The organism is Pseudomonas sp. ACN8, from assembly GCF_002303925.1.
Classification (GTDB): Bacteria; Pseudomonadota; Gammaproteobacteria; order Pseudomonadales; family Pseudomonadaceae; genus Aquipseudomonas.
This window is the reverse complement of record NZ_MRCS01000001.1, coordinates 142,843-160,210: the sequence shown is the minus strand read 5'-3', so window position 1 is coordinate 160,210 and position 17,368 is coordinate 142,843. Positions and strand designations below refer to the sequence as shown.

Genomic DNA, 17,368 nt, shown 5'->3' with positions numbered 1-17,368 from the left:
AAGGTTTCTGATCGACCGATCAGATATTTCTTACAAACCGCCTGCAAAGGAATGCCCCCAGCAATGGATTTTTCCCTCAAGCACCTGGCTGCGACCACCCTGATGCTCGCCAGCCTTTCGTCGTTCACCACCGCTGCCCACGCCAACATCACCCCGCAACAGAGCGCGATCATCCTCAAGACCTTCAGTGATGCATCGGTCAAGGATTTCCGGCAGTTCCTGGCAAGCCTGGCCAAGAGCGATATCGCCAAGACCGACGACCTCGGCGCGGCCATCCGTGCCTTCCTCGACAACAAGACGCTTAGCGCTGAACAGCAAAACGAAATCCATCGTTTGCTTGGCCTCTATGCCCGGGTGAAATACGGCAGCGCGGCCACCGAAACCCTGAAGGAGCTGGTGGCCATTCCGACCGTGAACGTGGACGGGGTGGCCCAGCACGACAACCCCGAATTCCTCAAGATTGCCGAGAAGATCAAGGGGCTGGCACAGGCGTTCAACCTGAACTTTCGCAACATCGACAACCGCGTCTACGAGATCTCCCTGGAAGGCAGCGGCGATGAAGTCGTGGGCATTCACGCCCATGCCGATGTGGTGCCGGTGACGCCGGAAAATTGGGTGCTGCAGGACGGCACCCGCCTCGACCCGTTCAAGGTCACCCTGATCGGCGATCGCATGTATGGCCGCGGCACCGAGGATGACAAGAACGGCATCGTGGTGGCGCTGTACGCCATGAAGATCATCAAGGAAGAGAAACTGCCGCTGGCCCGCAATTTCAAGCTGCTGGTCGACACCACCGAAGAGACCACGGGTGACGCCATCCCCTACTACTTCGAACGCAACCCGACGCCCAACTACAACCTGGCGCTGGATGGCGGCTACCCGGTGGTAATCGCCGAGAAAGGCTACGGCACGGTCATGGCCAGCTTCGCCAAGCGCACCGCACAAGGCAAGGGCGCGCAAATCACCTCGATGACCGGCGGCCTGGCCACCAACCAGATTCCGTCGACATCGGTCGCGACCCTGGTGACCGACAAGCCCGCCGAGCTGGCCGCCAGCCTGCAAAAGGCCGGCACCGAGTATGCCAAGCGCAACGGCGGCAATTTCGAGGTCACCGCCAAGGTCGACGGCAAGGACGTCAAACTGACGGTCACCGGTGTGTCCGCCCACTCCTCCGAGCCCGAGTCCGGCGTCAACCCGGTGGCCAGGATGCTCGACTTCATCAATGGCCTGGACGGCAAGGTTGCGCTCAAGCACAACCAGATTACGGACGCCGCCCGCTACGCCGCCGACAACTGGGGGCTGGACTACCTGGGTGGCAGGTTGGGGATCGGTTTTGCCGATGAATTCATGGGCCCGCTGACCACCTCCCTGACCTATGTCGGGATGGACGACAAAGCCTTCAGGCTCGCGGTCAACCTGCGCGTGCCGAAGGGCAAATCCCCGCAAGTGCTCAAGTCCGAAATCGCCGCAAAGCTGGACGCCTGGAGCAAGCAAACCAGCATCACACCAACCTTTGACCTGTCGATTGCCGAACCGATGTACCGCAATCCCGAGGGTGAATGGGTCAAGGCCCTGCTCGCGGTGGCCAGCGAAAACCTCGGCATGGAACACAAGTTCGGCACCTCCGCCGGCGCCACCTCCGTGCATGAACTGCCCAACGGCGTGCAATTCGGCCTGGCGATGCCGAACGTCAAATACACCGGTCACAACGACAACGAGTTCAAGACCACCGAGCAGTTCCTGCTGGACTTGCAGATCGTGACCGAAATGATGGGCCGCATCGGGCAATTGCCGAAGCTTTGATCCCCCTTCGGACCCGCCGCCCTGGCGGGTCCATTCCTTTCACTTCCAAACCACATGCCGCCCCCTGTAGGAGCGAGCCTGCTCGCGAAAAACCCAAGGGCGCCACGGGCCGTCTGGTTTCCCGCGTCATCGTTACCCTCCATCGCGAGCAAGCTCGCTCCTACGGGTCGATTTGATCCAGCACCCGGTTCGCCGTGATCTCCGCCAGCATCACACTGTTGGAAATGCCCAGCAGCGCATTGCGCGACCCACCGTCCAGGTGATCCACCAACTGATGGACCATCACATCGACCGACGCGAGGGTTTCGACCAGATAAACCATCAAGGTTTCGGGACTCGCCTGCGGGTCCACGGTGAACAAGGTGCCGGGCGTGCGCGGTGTGGCTTTGATATCGGCAATCGAGGGGGTGGCAGCTGTACGCAGGTTAGTCGACCGGGGAGACACGAAACCGGCTCGCACGAAGGCGCCCTGCGCACAGCTACCATGAAGTGCAGGCATGAAATGACCTGACTGTCTGGATGCAAATACGCTTCGTGAAACCACCGGGCGACTAAACCCGATCACTAATGGGCAGTGATACGAATCAAGTTACCGATGGCCCCCGAGGCGCACAAGCCGGCGGACTCTGACGTAACCGTAGGCAACGGCGCAAGGTCTTGTAGCTTGCATGAAGTAACCTTAAACACCTTTAAACAAACGCCCTCCGGCGCCTTTTGCCGGTTACCACCTTTACTACCCCAATCGCCGTGAGCATTCTTCAGCGTTCGGCGTAGTGGTGGACGCTCTGCGTTACAAGCGCTGAGTCATCCATGGTCAAGATGCCTGGATGGCACGGATGAAATACGTGAGTGATTCCGATTTCAAATAAACACCGGGAAATACTCGGTTTGATCTAGGCTTGAATGAAATCACGCGGGAAAAAACCATGTCCCTCGCTCCCGGAAATCTATTGGCCCTGGCTTTGGGTGTCTTCTTTTGCACAGCCGTGTGCGGACAAGGGGTAGCGGACACCGATTCCCCTCCGGCAATACTTCCGTTGGAATCCGAGACTGCGCCAACACTCATTGCCTACCCCCCGCTTGCCGAGCCACTCGCCCGCGGTGTTGTCATTATCCAGTATCGAACGGAACACGCCAGGATCATGCCGGTATTTGGCAAAACGGCTGTTGAAGTATCACCACGTCTCGGCCACCTCCACGTGACCGTCGACGACTGGAAAGGCACATGGGCGCACACCAGCGAAGACCCGATCATCCTGGTCGGACTGACGCCCGGCACTCACAAGGTTCTTCTTGAAGTGGCCGACCCGACTCACAAGATCCTCACCAGTACGACAGTGAGCTTTATCGTTCCGCAGAAGAAACCGGCGGACGTTCCCCACATTGACAATGATCACGCAGTAAAACCATGACGATTGAGTGTTCATAGCTGACTGCGGTGGTGTGAGTAGCCTCTGATTTCGAAAACACATCTAACTGACTACGCTGTTTTCAAGTCTTTTCGCCAACCTGCACTGCGTTTTACTTCTGGCTGCACAACTCCCCCCTCAGGGTGACGGCAGATAGCCCATCACACGTGACTCGCCCATCAGCAGCGGGCGATTCAGTTCCGCGCTGGCACGCAGGTACTCGGCCACCAGGGTGATCCGCTTCAGCTTGCGCAGGTCTTCGCTGTAATACATCCAGAACTGCCGCGTGACCTCCACTTCACCCGGCAGCACTTCGCACAGGCGGGGATCGGGGCCGGCGAGGAAGCAGGGCAGGATGGCCAGCGCCCGCCCTTCCAGGGCTGCGTGGTAATGGGCGACCACGCTGGTGCTGCGCAGGCGGCTGTTGGCGCCGGGTATGCCGAGGCAACACTTCCTCTGCCGCCCCAGCGCAAGAAAGCCTGGCTGCGGTTCTCCAGGGCTGCCCGGCGTCGAGCGGCGCAGCCATCGCCCTCATATTGTTGGTCAATAGTCTGTTTGAGGTATTACCCGGCGCGGACCTTGATTGACTATGACGCCAGGGATTTTCGGTCATCCGGATGGACCAGACAGCACGACCGCTGCCCCATCCATCAACCGCAACGAGGAGCTTGATAGCTATGGAAAAAGTCATCTATCTGCTGTGGCGTGATACTCAAGTCAGTCCTGATACCTTCGCCCATCGCCTGCGCAGTGAGGTTGCCGGGCAATTGCAGGCACTCGGTGCCCATGGTGTGCAATTGAACCTGTGCGATGCCGATGTGCAGCCAGCCGCCGGTCTGCGTCAGGAGAACAACCGGCCATTGCCCGATGGCAGCCTGTCGCTGTGGCTGGACAGTGCCAACGGGCCGGCTCGTCGCCCGTTCGACCAGTTGATCAGCACGGCAACGGCGCGCATGGCCGCCTACCTGGTCTGCGAATCGGTCGCCATCGCCAATACCCGCTTCCCTTCAACCCCCGGTGAGCGTACCCACGGGTTTGCCCAACTGGCCCTGCTGACCCGCCCTCCACGCCTGACCCCGGAGGCCTGGCTGGACATCTGGCGCAACCATCACACGGCGGTGGCCGTGGACACGCAAGCCAACTTCCAGTACGTGCAAAACCTGGTGGTGTCGGCACTGACCCACGGCGCCCCACGGATCGATGCCATCGTCGAAGAATGTTTTCCGCCAGCGGCCATGACCGACCCCATGGCCTTTTTCGATGCGGCGGGCGACGAAGCGAAATTCCAGCGCAACCTGGCCGCGATGATGGACAGTTGCAGCCGCTTCATCGATTTCGACAAGATCGACGTGCTGCCCACCAGTCAGTACCGCCTGTAGGACCGGGAAATCGTCAAGCGTGAAACGTGTCAGGGCCCGGCATCCGGGCCCTGATGCTCAGGTCTGCCCCAGGGCGCCATCGAACGCGAGCGTCAGCCCCGACAACTCCAGCTTGCGCACAAAGTCGCCAAGGCGCTGCTGCTTGTAGGCGTCCACGTCCATGTCTCGGTAATCGTAGAAACCCTGGCCATCGCGCAAGCCATTGCGACCGTTTTGCATGTTGTCGGCGATCACTTGCGGCGACTCGAAACGCGGTGACAGTGCTCCACTCAGGTACCGCGAGGCGTAGTACAAAATGTCGCCGCCGCCCCAGTCGATGAACTCAAGCAGGCCCAGCACCGAGAAGCGCAAACCAAAGCCGACGCGCACCGCCGTGTCGATATCTTCTGCGCTGGCCACGCCCTCTTCCACCATTCGTGCCGCTTCGTTCATCACCAGTGCCTGAATGCGCGGCACGATGTAGCCGGCCACCGGATTGCACACCACGGGCACCTTGCCGATGCGCTTGAGCAGTTGCAGCAGCCGCTCGACCACCTGCGGGCAGGTGGCTTCGCTGCGGCTGACTTCCACCAGCGGCATCAGGTACGCCGGATTGAGCCAGTGCGCGTTCACGAAGCGCGCAGGCGTACTGACCATTTCGCTCAGCTCGGTGACCAGGAAAGTCGAGGTGGTGGACGCGATGATGGCCGACGCCGGGACATGCTCGCTGACCCAGGCGAAGGTCTGCTGCTTGACCGCGATGACTTCCGGCACCGCTTCGAACACCAGGTCGCACTGAGTCAGTGTTGCTGCGGCCTGGGATTTCGATTGCAGCGTCAACCGGGCTATCGCGATGTCCGCCTGATCCCCCTCGAGCACACCAAGGCGTACCAGCCTCTGCAGTTCGCTGCGGATGTTGTTGCACACACGCTCGAAGTAACCGTGCCGCTCATCCTCGGCGCGATCCTTGATGTCGATGAGGGTCACCGGCAGACCGGCATGGATGAACGCCAGGGCAATGCCCTCGCCCATCCGGCCGGCACCGACCACGCTGACTTGGGGCAGCGCGGCGTTCATCAGTTGTAGCCCTTGGTCAGAAGCTCGGTCATCTGCGCCCGACTCAGCTTGGCCAGGCCGAGGTTTTCCAGGGTGCGGCCTTCGGCGTAGAGATCCCGTGCAGCGACGACCGAGGCAATGCTCAGCAGGCCCTGCGCAACCGGGGTCGGCACGCCGGCCCAGCGGCCGACGGACACCAGGAAGGACAGGCCCAGGCGGGTGTCTTCGAGCATGTAGCGGTGTTTCTGCAGGTCGATCTCTTCGCGCCAGTCACCGCTGTCGGTCAGCTTGCCATGGGCACCGCGACCGTACATCCACTCGTCGCCTTCGGTGGTGTTGTAGTGGTCGGCCAGGGGGAAGTGCGGAGCACCGTAGGTCAGTGCTTCGCGCACGGCCATGCGCTCGGCATCGAGCTGGTTGGTCACGCGACGAATCGACGGCTGGGTGCCTTCGTTGTGGATGTCCCAGGCCTCGAAATGCTCCAGTGGACCTGCGTTCATCATGATCAGCGGCGGATGGATGATGGGGCCTGCGTTCATCAGCGCACCGCTCAGGGCGTCTTCAATCGGCTCGACGCTCGGGTAGGCTTCGCGCAGTACCGCGAAAGCATGCTCGGACAGGTTGCCGGGGAATACACCGGTCGGCAGGCGGGTGGCGTAGCCGCTGATCACCAGGTCGCTGGCGCCATGCTTGCGCACCAGGTACGGCAACGTACCGGTTTCAGCGAAGGCGACCTTGCTCCGGTTGCCCGCATCGGCCATGGCCTTGGCGAACACGAAGCTGCCGAAGGTGCCCGGCGGCAGGAACACCACCTGACCGTCGTGCAGGTGCGGCGCAACATGTTTGGCCAGGTCTTCGTGGGAGGTCGACGGCAGCGGGATGATCACCAGTTGCGCATCGCCCAGGGCTTCGGCCAGGTCGTCGGTGAACGAGAGCTTGTCGCCCTGCTGGCCGACGGACAGTTTGCGAGTGCCCTTGTAGTCCTTGATGGTCAGGCTGCCGATGGCCAGCAGCTCCTTGAGTGCGGCGCAGTCTCGACGCCACAGACGGGTCTGGTGCCCCTTTTCAGCCATTTCGACAGCAGCGGCGTAACAGCCGTGACCACCACCCAGCACGGTAATATTCATGCAGATACTCCTTTTGTTAGAGACTCGATCCTATCGAGCCGCTCCGCCCCGGACTCATCCGATTGCGCAGCCGAATGACGGATTGCGCAGGAGTCTCAATGCTTCTGCCGCCGCAGGGTGTCCGACGGTAGACAGCCATAGCGTTGCCGATAAGCGCTGGAGAAATGCCCGAAACTGTTGATGCCGTGACGCAACAGGATATCGGTGACGGTTTCGTAGGCATTGCCCTGTTTGAGCGATTCGTGGATCACCGCCAGGCGACGGTCACGGATGTACTCGACCGGCGCCTGCTGAAGGAACTGGTTGAAGCCGTTTTGCAAGGTGCGCACCGAGACGCCACACAGTTCGCTCAGGGTCGTCAGGCTGATCGGTTCGTCGAGGTGTTCCTCGATGTAGTCACGGGCCTTTTTCACGTGGTGCGGCAGCGGCGCGCGCGAGTCGATCAACAGATCCGCCGAGTAGTTGTGGGGCAGCTGTGTGAGCAGCAGTTGCATCAGGTATTCGGACAGGCCGCTGGCGAGGCGCGAACCGTCCACGCCGCTGCCGTACAGCCGGCAGATGTAGTCCAGGGTGTGATAGAGGCTGACGACGCCGGCGCCCAGGTGGTCGACGCTGATATCAAAGATCACCGATTGGCGCAGACTGCGGTCTAGCAGACGTTGCAGTTGCGTCTCCAGGGCATCACGGTCGACGCGCAGGATCAGGTTGCGGCACTCGCCATCGGTGACGATGCGGCTTTGCGCGAACGGCGAGGAAACGCTCAGGTAGCCCGACTGCATCGCCGCGCTGCGCCGCCCGTGGACCACTTCGCAATGCCCCTGCAAAGTGATGCGAAACAGGTACTGATCGGCAATGTCGCCGATGGTGATCTCCACTGGCGCGCCATAGCGCAGGTCGAGCAGCGCCGAATCGCCGAAGAATACGCCGTTGAGCCGGGTATGGATCGGCTCGTCACGCAGCACGTTGAAGCTGTGCGGGCACAGGTATTGGCTGACCTTGTCCTTGATCTCGCGGTAATCGGCCGAGCTGAGCAAGCTGTGCCGTTCCAGCAGGTGTACATCATTCAACATCAAGGGTTCTCCTGACCTGGAGCGCCTCGGCCCCGCGCCCTTCAAAGGGAGCGAGGCCGAGGCGCCGATCGTGGACTATGACCAATCAAGCCCGGGTCGGATACTCCCGGGCATAGCTTTCGCGAAAACGACGGCAACCACGGAAGAGCAGCAACACGGTCAGTGCCGACGCACCGGCGATTACCAGCGACATCGACGAACCCACCGCCGCGGGCGATCCGAAGTAGCGGTCGGTCAACAGCGCCACCAGCGTGGTGCCCAGGCCCAGGCCCAGCAGATTGCTGATCAGCAGGAACACCGCCGAGACCTGTGCGCGCACCTGATTCGGCGCGAGGATCTGCATCGCCGCCGTGGACGCCGGCATCGGGAACGAAGCGAAGAACATCGCCGGCACCAACAGGGTCACCGACAGCCACAGTTGATCGGCTTGCGGGAACAGCACGGCCGGTACCGCCATGCCCAGGGCACCGATGACACCGGTGCGCATGGCGGCGTCCTGATGACCTTTCTTCGCCAGATAGTCGGTGAGCCATCCACCGAACAGCACGCCTGCGGTATTGGCCACCAACAGCACGGTGCCGAGCATGTAGCCGGCCTCCATTGGCGACAGGCCAAACTTGCGGATGTACAGCGCCGGGCTCCAGCTCATCATGCAGAACAGGGCCATGGCGTAGAACGAAAAGCCCAGGTAATGGCAGGTGAAGGTGGCACGGTGGCGGCCGAGGAAGCGCAAGCCATCGCTCATCGCGACCTTCTTGGCCCGCCCCTGCGCATCGACCTGCAGGCCTTTGCGCGCCGGATCGCGCACGGTGAGCCAGATCAACAGGCCGACCACGATACCGGGCAGGCCGACAATGAAGAACGCCAGTTGCCAGGCCTTCATCGCACCGAGGAAGGCGACCTCTATGGTGTTCATGTCCTTGAGCATCGCGATCACATAGCCGCCCACCAGGAAGGCCAGGCCCCCACCGACGAACGAGCCGATCGAATAAATACCCACTGCGCGACCGAGTTTTTCCTTGGGGAACATGTCGCTGAACATCGAGTAGGCCGAGGGCGACAGGGCCGCTTCACCGACGCCGACGCCAATGCGGGCGAGGAACATGTGCAGGAAGTTCTTGCTCATGCCACAGGCAGCCGTCGCCAGGCTCCAGAACACCACGCCGACGGCAATGATCTTCGGCCGGGAGAAACGGTCGGCCAGATAAGCGATGGGCATGCCCATGAACGCATAGAACAACGAAAAGGCCAGCCCGTGCAGCAAGCTGAACTGGGTGTCGCTGATCTGCAGGTCGGCTTTGATCGGCTCGATCATCAGCGCCAGGATCTGCCGATCCACAAATGAAAAGATGTAGGCGATCATGCACAGGCCGACCACGTACCACTCGTAAATGTAGGTTTTCTTCTTCTGCTGTTGCAGGACCGCGTTATCGACCTGGATATTCACTAGTGTTTGCTCCTCTTGGAATCCGCTCATGGGCGCAGCGCGCCGGGTAACGGTGCACAGCACACCGATTGGGAAGTTGCGGGGCAGATGCAAAGGACAAAGGGTTCGAACATGGTCAGGCCTCTTATTGTTATGGGGTCAATCCCTGGATGGACGGGCTTACCAGAATTTCCAGGTGTAGGTCGTGGCGACACGGAATTCGTTGTAGTCGTAGCCGTACTTCTGTTTCACGTCGATGTTGCGCAGGTCCAGCCCCAGGCCTTGCAGCGCCCCGCTCTGGACCACGTAGCTGAGCCCCAGGAAGCGTTCGCTTTCCTGGTTGTCGCTCAGGTTGTTGCCACGGTCCCAGTGGGTACCCTTGATATAGCGGGTGTAGAGCTTCAGCCCCGGCATGCCCATCCCGGCAAAGTCATAGCTGTAGCGCGCTCCCCAGGACTTTTCATCCGGGCGAACAAACCCCAGGGACGACCAGTGCACCAGGTAAGGTTGCGGGATAAAACCGTTCATCGTCGGGAACACGCTGTCACCGAGCATGCGCTGGTAACTGAGGCCAAACATGTGGGCGCCTTTGAGCAAGGTGAACAAGCCACCGTAAGAACGGTTGTCGATCTCACCGTTCAAGGCATTGCCATCTTCATTGTTATTGAAGTAGCGCAAGTCGGTCTTGAGTTTGTAGCCATGACCCAAGTCAGCCATATGCATCAGGCCGAAATAGTGCTGCTGATAAATATCGTGCAACACGCCGTAGAAATAACTGGCTTGCAGGTTCCTGGTAATGTCGTAAGTTGCGCCGCCGAAGTCCAGGCCATCACTGTCGAGATTATCGGTGGAGCCAAACTTGTACAGTTTCTCGTGGTTGGAAGATTCCCGTGTCACGGCAGACCAGAACCGGCCACCGGTCATCGTCAATCCATCGACTTCCCTGGACTCGACCACCGCCCCTTGATAGATCGTATCCAGTTGCCGGCTGGTGTCATCGTACGCCACCGGCAATTGTGGACGAAGGTCACCAACCTTTAACTCGGTCTTGCTGTAGCGCATCTTGAAGGTTGCACCGGCGCGACTGTAGTCAGCGGCCGTCTGCTGGTCACGGACGCTGTAGGGCAGCGAACCGTCGTTGCCCGATGAATCCAGGCGTACGGCGTACTGCGCATCCACATCAAGGCCGATCGCCAGGGCCGTGTCGGTGTACCCGGACGTAAACTGCGCATCGAAACCTTGAGACCAACTATGCACTTCAGAAACCGGCGCATTGTTATTGGTGTAGTTACGGTGCAAGTAGAAGTTGCGTGTATCCACTTTCAAGTGACTGTCATCAACGACATCGGCATAGGCTGCCAATGGCGAACAGATAATTCCCAACACGCCGGCAATACCGAGCCCACGGCAAGATTGTTTTACCTGATACATCTAACTTCTCCACACTTGTATGTGCTGGGCACTGTATTTATAGGAGCAGATTCGAACTAAAAACTAAAAATGCCGGCAGCCGAACACCGAGCCTTCTTGCGCAGGAAGGCGGATTGCATCAGGGATATAAAGAACGGTGGGTTCGAGCATTGACAGGCCTATTGTTGTTATGGGGTAAAACGCCAGGCGGGCTCGATGGAACAGTCCGCCACGACGACACGCCTCTTGCCTACCCAAGGTAAGCCAGCAGGCGCCGCGCCGATATCGAGATGAACAGCATCCGTTGGGGGGAAAACTTCAACCCGGCTAAAGGTTTCCCTTAGTCGACTCAAAAGCGCGGGGCACACAGTGGGAGATGGCAAGCCTGAATTGCATAAGCCTTCCTTTAGCGAGGTCTTGTTGTTGGATGAGCCCTAAGCTAGCGATTGCACTGCCCGCCAACCTCCCCGATTGCGCAGGCGATTCTCCAATTGCGCAGCCTGATGCAGACCGCCTGGGTACTGCGGCCTGCGAGCGACTTTGATCGCTCCCCTCCCCTCAAGCGTCCCAATATGCGAAGAAGCTGTCCTGCAATGCCCATGACATCGCGACTTCGACACCTATTATTGGACCGGCATCCCTGCCCCACTGGCAGGGACCCGCTACCTATACCGGATGTGCACAAGCACGGATTGGAGACAACAATGACAACAGTCGCCGCAACCCAAGACGCTCCTTCACCTCTTCCCACCTCGGCACCCGCCATTATCCGGTCGTCAGTGCGCCAGCATTCGATCAAGGTGCAGATTTGCTCCCCCGCCATCGGTGCCGAGCTCAGCAACGTCAACCTGGCCGACGCCGCCCAGGATCCTGAACTGATCGCAGAAATCAGGGCGCTGTGGCTGAAGCACAAAGTGCTGTTCTTCCGCGACCAGGACATCACCCCCCTGGAGCAACAGCACTTCGCCGCGCAATTCGGCGAACTGGAAGCCCACCCCCTGGCACCGAGCCATCCGGAGGCGGACAAGCTGCTGATGCTGTATCGCAATCTCGATCCGGGTAAACCCAAGAGCTATGTCGAAAAGGCCAGCCGCGAAAACCTCTGGCATGCCGATGTCACCTACAAGCCGGCGCCGCCCCGCGGAGCGGTATTGCGCTGCGAGATGGGGCCGGAGGCCGGCGGCGATACCCTGTTTTCCAACATGGTGATGGCTTACGAAAACCTGCCGCAGGCCATCAAGCAACGAATCGACGGGCTGTATGCAAAGCATGGCGCCGAGCAGACTTTCGGCGCCCAGTTGCCACGCGAAGATCGTCATGCAATGGCTGCGAAGAACCCCGCCGCTGAACACCCGGTGGTGCTTACCCATCCGGAGACCGGCGAAAAGGTCTTGTTCGTCAACTCCGCGTTCACGACCCACTTCTCGAATTTCTTCAACTTCGAGGATATCCGCTACGGCCAGGACTTCATGCCAGAGGCTCATCACCTGATGAACTACCTGATGTCTCAGGCCGCCATTCCGGAGTACCAGGTTCGCCTGAAGTGGCGAACCAACACGATTGCGATGTGGGACAACCTGCAAGTCCAGCACTACGCGGTGGCTGATTACGGCAATGCACCCAGAAAGATGCTGCGCGCGACCCTCGCGGGTACCCCGCTCAACTGATCCGGACAGTCTCCCCAGAGCAACCGGGGCACCCGACCAGCAGAAATCGTCGGACGGTCCTGACTGCCGACAAATATTCGATCTGAACCGCATTATTGGAGAAATGACATGCTCTATGAACACGTCGACACCGCCGTCATCGATGGCCAATCACTGCCGTGGATTCCCTTTACGCCCTATGCCGAAAACGTCCTGCTCAAGTACTTCAAGCTTGACCCCATCCGTGGTGAATGGATCGTCATGATGAAGTCGCCGATCGACATGCAACTGCCCAAGCATCACCACACGGGTACGGTGATGGTCTACACGATCGAAGGCCAATGGAAATACAAGGAGCATGACTGGATCGCCGGCCCCGGCAGCATCGTCTATGAGACGGCCGGATCGACTCACACGCCGGAAGTCGTCAGCACGGCAAGCACAGACGGGTATGTGCTCACGCTGGTTCAGGTTAATGGCGATCTCGCGTTCCTGGACGGCAACGACAACATCGTCGCGCTGGAAAACTGGAAGACCGGGTTGCAACGTTATCTTGCTTATTGCGAGCAGCATGACATCGCGCCGAAAGACCTGACGGCATTCAACTGACCCGGATTTCACGGGAAAACCCGGCGCCTCGGGGCGACCGGGCCAGTTGCCGGTTAGCAATCATTAAGGGGAGGGAAACAGGCTGTGTCGGGTCGCGGTCTTGACGCGACATCTGACCCGGGCCAGGCCGCCTGCTCGCTCCCCAATCACAGACAAGCGAACGGAGCGATGCCATGAAAGGCCTGATGATGCAAAAGCAGCTTTTGATTTCCTCACTCATTGAACATGCCGACCGCCATCACGGCGATACGCAGATCGTATCCCGTCGGGTGGAGGGCGATATCCATCGCTACACCTTCCGCGACTGCCACCGCCGCGCGCGCCAACTGGCCAGCGCGCTGACCCGACTGGGTGTCAAGCCTTCCGAACGGATCGGCACATTGGCATGGAATGGCTATCGGCACTTGGAGTTGTACTACGGCGTTGCCGGCATGGGTGCCATTGTCCATACCATCAACCCTCGCCTGCATGAAGACCAGGTCGCCTACATCGCCAATCACGCGGAAGACCAGTACATCTTCTTTGACTTGACCTTCCTGCCACTGATCAAGGCCATCGCCGGGCGCTGCAATGGGGTCAAGGCGTTCATCGCCATGACCGATCAGGCGCGTATGCCCAAAGACACCGGCATCGACAACCTGCTGTGCTATGAAGATCTGCTTGAGCAGGGATCCTCCGGCTACGCCTGGCCGATATTCGACGAGGATGCCGCCAGCACGCTCTGCTACACCTCCGGCACGACGGGCAACCCGAAAGGGGTTTTGTACAGTCATCGCTCGTCGGTGCTGCACACCTATGCCGCCGCGCTGCCGGACGCCCTGAATTGTTCGGCGCACGACGTGATCCTGCCCGTTGTGCCGATGTTCCATATCAACGCCTGGGGACTTCCCTACATCGCGTGCATGGTCGGGGCAAAACTTGTATTTCCCGGACCGGCCCTGGATGGAGCATCGCTGTTCGAACTGCTCGAAGCCGAGCACGTGACACTGTCCGCGGGTGTCCCGACCGTGTGGCAAGGCCTGCTTGGTCATCTGGAAAAAACCGGCCGGCAATTCTCCAGCATGAAACGCAGCATCATTGGTGGCGCGACCTGCCCCCCGTCCATGCTGCACACCTTTGAGCAAACCTACGGCGTAGCGGTATTGCACGTCTGGGGGATGACGGAACTGAGCCCTATCGGAACCGTCGGCGCCCTAAAGGCCAGGCATCTCGAAATGTCCCCGGCAGAGCGTCATACCGTGCAATCCAAGCAAGGCCGGGCGGTGTTTGGCGTCGACATGAAGATCGTTGACGTCGATGGCATGGAATTGCCCTGGGACGGCGCAACCTCGGGTGAGTTGTTGGTGCGTGGGCCATGGGTAGTGCGCGATTATTTCAGGAACGAAGCAAACAATTCACCGCTGCTCGAGCACGCGGGCCAAGGGTGGTTCCCAACCGGCGATGTAGCGACCATCGATGTCGATGGCTTCATGCAGATCACCGATCGCAGCAAGGATGTGATCAAGTCCGGTGGCGAATGGATAGGCTCCATCGAACTGGAGACCATTGCGATGGCCCATCCGGCAGTCTCCCAGGCGGCCTGCATTGCCGCCAGACACGCCAAGTGGGACGAACGCCCGTTGCTGATCGTTGTCAGGAAGCCGCAAGCAACACTGACGCGCGAAGAACTGCTCGACTTTTATGAAGGCAAGATCGCGAAATGGTGGACGCCGGATGATGTGATCTTTGTCGACACGATTGCGTTGGGTGCTACGGGCAAGATCCAGAAGAACCGTCTGCGCGAGCAGTTCGGTGACCATCTGCTGGTCAAGGCTGCCGGCTGAAGGAGTGCAAGCACTGTGCGTGGCCGCGAGTGATCGCGACCACACACAGTGCACTTGTTTCTAGCGCTCCAGTTGCTCGAGAAAGGTCAGGAGTAATTCATTGACTTGATCGACGCTTTCTTCCGCGGCGCTGTGGCCCACGCCGGGTAGCAAGACCTTCTTCTGCAGCCCGGGCAGATAAGTGTCGAGCTGTTCGTAGAGCCCGCGGATTTCGACCGGCTCCAGCGAAGGGTCGGCGGCACCGCCGATGAACAGGCTCGGCTGGCGTACCACCGCACCGTCAAGAAACGCGGTGATCTCCCAGTTCCGGTCGCGACAGCGGTAGTAGTTCAAGGCACCGGTAAACCCTGTGCGCGTGTATTCAGCGACGTAGTAGTCGAGCGCCCGCGCGCTAAGCCATGACGGGAACTCGCCCTTCGGCTCAGTGAACGCGTTGAGAATGGGTTCACCAGGTTCGACGAACAGGCGCCAGCGTTCAGCCCCGACAGCGCTGCCGGAGATCGAGTAAAACACGCTGCGCAAGGTCTTGCGCGGATCGCTGGCCAACTCACGGTCCGGCTTGTGGAGCTGCTGGAAATACAGGTGGTGGTACACCCTGCCCTTTGCCATTGCCTGCAAGCCTATGGTCGGCTTGACCTTGCCCCGAGGTGGCACCGGCGTATTGAGCATCACCAGGCCACGGAACAGATCCGGCCGCAGCATGGCCGCCGCCTGGGCCACCCAGGCGCCCAGGTCGTGCCCGATGATCACAGCCGATGTTTCGCCCAGCGTCGCCATCAAGCCGACCATGTCGCCGACGGCCTGACTCATGTCATAGGCTTCAATGGCATCGGGTCGATCGGTTTGGCCAAAACCCCGTTGATCAGGGACCACGACTCGATAACCGGCCTCGGCCAACACCGCGATCTGGCGCCGCCACATGTACCAAAGGTAAGGAAAACCGTGCAGCAGGATGACGAGAGGCCCTTGTCCCTCGTCGATGTAATGCATGCGAATGCCGTTGAGTTCGGCAAAGCAGTGGTTGAATGCATCAGGGTCGTCGGCGTCCACCTGCGCCCTTGCCGCGAGCGGTTGGCTGATACCTGTAGCGGTGTGCGTGCCCATTATCTACCTCCATCTTTGTTGTCGTTGTCGGCGTGAAGGTAGCCTTGGGCTGGCGTCCTGCACTAAGCTTCCCGGGACACAATCTGGTGAAACTGGGACACGAGGCCAAGCATGTATACCTTGACGCGAAGCGCCAGCCTTACCGACTTTGAGCAGGTGGCCCGTTCAGTGGGGCTCGATCCATTTCGCATGCTGCGCATGACCCGGCTACCGGCCAGTGTCCTCGACGATCCGAACATCATGATCAGCAGCGATTCGGTAGGCTGGCTGCTGGAGGAGTCAGCCCGCCTGTCCGGTCAGGAGGCCTTCGGGCTGCTGCTTGCGGAAACCCGGCACCTCTCCAACTTTGGCATGCTCGCGCTGCTCATCCGCGAAGAGCCAACACTTCGTGCAGCGTTGCAATCGTGCTTCCGCTATACGCGCTTGCATAACGCCGGTGTGCAAATGTGGCTCGAGGATGCAGGCGACCTGACCCTGCTGCATGTGGGTGTAAACATGCAGGGCCATCGTGGCGTCTGGCGCCAGGCGATTGAACAGGCAACCGGTATTATGCTTCGCACGTTGAGCATCCTGAGCGGCCATGCCTTCCGGCCGGTAAGGGTCAGTTTCACTCACGAGCGACCTTCCAGCCTTGAAGTGCACCAGCGCGTGTTGGGCACCAATATCGAGTTTTCCCAGGAATTCAATGCCATCGTATGCCGTCGGCATGATCTGGACCTGCCTATTCCCACGGCCGACCCCGCGTTGCATCGCGAGGTGAAGCGATCGCTGGACATGCAGTTGGCCAATCTGCGCGACGAACCGGCGCAGCGGGTACGCCAGATCGTCAAGATGCTGCTGCCAAGCGGACTGTGCTCTGTCGATGGCGTGGCCCAGCATCTGGGTATGCACCGACGCACCCTCAACCGACACCTGGCGGCAGAGGGAGAGAGTGTCACGACGATCATCAATGCCGTTCGCGCCGAACTCGCCGAAGAGTATCTGGCCAACAGCAAGCGCCGATTGTATGAAGTCGCCGAACTCCTCGGCTTTTCCTCTGCCGGTGACTTTTCACGCTGGTTCCGCAGCCGTTTTGGCAAGACACCCTCGGCTTGGGCCGTCTCCTACCGAGCGAGCAAGATGGCATCCGGGCCCCTGTCGCCTGAATAAGAAAGCAGGTTAATGGCCGACTCAAGCCTGCTGGCCAGCCACATTGCCTGAGCCAAGCACACCCGACGTATCTGACCCCGCCATCCCTGGGCAAGCGTCCCAATACGCGAAGATTATGTCCCGCAATGCTTATTTCATGACGCTCGTGCAACCTACTATGGGTCAGTGATCCCTGCTCCGTTGATGGGGGCCACAACACCTACCGGATACACGTAGACCGCCCAGGATCCTGGGTCCTTGATGGCTCCAGCGGTTCGTGAATTCGGGTCCAGCAACCCATTCGATGGTGATGCAAAAATACGATCCTGGATCTGATCGCGCCACTTGCAGTCCTCCACCGGGATCGACGCGCAAGCCACGCAAACGTCATCAGAACAG

Annotated in this window: 14 protein-coding genes and 2 pseudogenes; 8 read left to right on the top strand and 8 right to left on the bottom strand. The window is 60.0% G+C overall.

What is annotated here, in order from left to right:
• The first annotated feature begins 63 nt into the window (after window positions 1–63).
• Window positions 64–1,803 carry a dipeptidase gene (locus tag BSF44_RS00710; RefSeq protein WP_095941824.1) on the top strand — a complete coding sequence of 580 codons (1,740 nt, stop codon included), beginning with the start codon at window positions 64–66 and terminating at the stop codon, window positions 1,801–1,803.
• Window positions 1,804–1,963: 160 nt separating this feature from the next.
• Here BSF44_RS00710 and BSF44_RS00700 read toward each other — a convergent pair whose 3' ends face one another.
• Complete coding sequence (locus BSF44_RS00700) at window positions 1,964–2,302, bottom strand: DUF6124 family protein (protein ID WP_224790029.1); 339 nt, start codon at window positions 2,300–2,302, stop codon at window positions 1,964–1,966.
• Window positions 2,303–2,513: 211 nt separating this feature from the next.
• Here BSF44_RS00700 and BSF44_RS29365 point away from each other — a divergent pair.
• Window positions 2,514–2,606, top strand: a pseudogene (locus BSF44_RS29365) (LysR family transcriptional regulator); the annotation flags it as partial.
• Between the two features lie 123 nt (window positions 2,607–2,729).
• On the top strand, window positions 2,730–3,215 hold the full coding sequence (locus BSF44_RS00695) for a DUF6130 family protein (protein WP_095941822.1): 486 nt from the start codon (window positions 2,730–2,732) through the stop codon (window positions 3,213–3,215).
• A gap of 135 nt (window positions 3,216–3,350) precedes the next feature.
• Here the strand turns inward: BSF44_RS00695 and BSF44_RS00690 are convergent.
• Window positions 3,351–3,650, bottom strand: a pseudogene (locus tag BSF44_RS00690) (LysR family transcriptional regulator); the annotation flags it as partial.
• A gap of 239 nt (window positions 3,651–3,889) precedes the next feature.
• Here BSF44_RS00690 and BSF44_RS00685 point away from each other — a divergent pair.
• Window positions 3,890–4,591 carry an EthD domain-containing protein gene (locus BSF44_RS00685; RefSeq protein ID WP_095941821.1) on the top strand — a complete coding sequence of 234 codons (702 nt, stop codon included), beginning with the start codon at window positions 3,890–3,892 and terminating at the stop codon, window positions 4,589–4,591.
• A gap of 57 nt (window positions 4,592–4,648) precedes the next feature.
• Here BSF44_RS00685 and BSF44_RS00680 read toward each other — a convergent pair whose 3' ends face one another.
• The 5 genes from BSF44_RS00680 to BSF44_RS00660 all read right to left on the bottom strand — a co-directional run bounded on the left by BSF44_RS00680 (window position 4,649) and on the right by BSF44_RS00660 (window position 10,680).
• On the bottom strand, window positions 4,649–5,647 hold the full coding sequence (locus BSF44_RS00680; RefSeq protein WP_095941820.1) for a 3-hydroxybutyryl-CoA dehydrogenase: 999 nt from the start codon (window positions 5,645–5,647) through the stop codon (window positions 4,649–4,651).
• Complete coding sequence (locus tag BSF44_RS00675) at window positions 5,647–6,753, bottom strand: NAD/NADP-dependent octopine/nopaline dehydrogenase family protein (protein ID WP_095941819.1); 1,107 nt, start codon at window positions 6,751–6,753, stop codon at window positions 5,647–5,649. The genes BSF44_RS00680 and BSF44_RS00675 overlap by 1 nt, the downstream gene beginning before the upstream one ends.
• Before the next feature lie 95 nt (window positions 6,754–6,848).
• Window positions 6,849–7,823, bottom strand: a complete 975-nt coding sequence (locus tag BSF44_RS00670) for an AraC family transcriptional regulator (protein ID WP_095941818.1) — start codon at window positions 7,821–7,823, stop codon at window positions 6,849–6,851.
• 85 nt (window positions 7,824–7,908) lie between these two features.
• Window positions 7,909–9,270: an MFS transporter gene (locus tag BSF44_RS00665; protein WP_095941817.1), complete on the bottom strand. Its 1,362-nt coding sequence runs from the start codon at window positions 9,268–9,270 to the stop codon at window positions 7,909–7,911.
• A 159-nt stretch (window positions 9,271–9,429) separates the two neighbouring features.
• Entirely contained in the window at window positions 9,430–10,680 is a 1,251-nt protein-coding gene (locus tag BSF44_RS00660) for an OprD family outer membrane porin (protein WP_095941816.1), read from the bottom strand.
• Window positions 10,681–11,453: 773 nt separating this feature from the next.
• Between BSF44_RS00660 and BSF44_RS00655 the strand changes: the two genes are divergently transcribed.
• From BSF44_RS00655 to BSF44_RS00645, 3 genes are all read left to right on the top strand, one after another.
• Complete coding sequence (locus BSF44_RS00655; protein WP_218194539.1) at window positions 11,454–12,326, top strand: TauD/TfdA family dioxygenase; 873 nt, start codon at window positions 11,454–11,456, stop codon at window positions 12,324–12,326.
• A gap of 108 nt (window positions 12,327–12,434) precedes the next feature.
• Entirely contained in the window at window positions 12,435–12,914 is a 480-nt protein-coding gene (locus BSF44_RS00650; RefSeq protein WP_095941814.1) for a 2,4'-dihydroxyacetophenone dioxygenase family protein, read from the top strand.
• Window positions 12,915–13,087: 173 nt separating this feature from the next.
• On the top strand, window positions 13,088–14,737 hold the full coding sequence (locus BSF44_RS00645; RefSeq protein WP_095941813.1) for a 3-(methylthio)propionyl-CoA ligase: 1,650 nt from the start codon (window positions 13,088–13,090) through the stop codon (window positions 14,735–14,737).
• A gap of 60 nt (window positions 14,738–14,797) precedes the next feature.
• On the opposite strand, the gene BSF44_RS00640 is transcribed toward BSF44_RS00645, so the two are convergent.
• Window positions 14,798–15,841: an alpha/beta fold hydrolase gene (locus BSF44_RS00640; protein ID WP_218194536.1), complete on the bottom strand. Its 1,044-nt coding sequence runs from the start codon at window positions 15,839–15,841 to the stop codon at window positions 14,798–14,800.
• Window positions 15,842–15,952: 111 nt separating this feature from the next.
• Here BSF44_RS00640 and BSF44_RS00635 point away from each other — a divergent pair, with 111 nt between their 5' ends.
• Entirely contained in the window at window positions 15,953–16,990 is a 1,038-nt protein-coding gene (locus tag BSF44_RS00635; protein WP_095941812.1) for an AraC family transcriptional regulator, read from the top strand.
• Window positions 16,991–17,368: the final 378 nt, after the last annotated feature.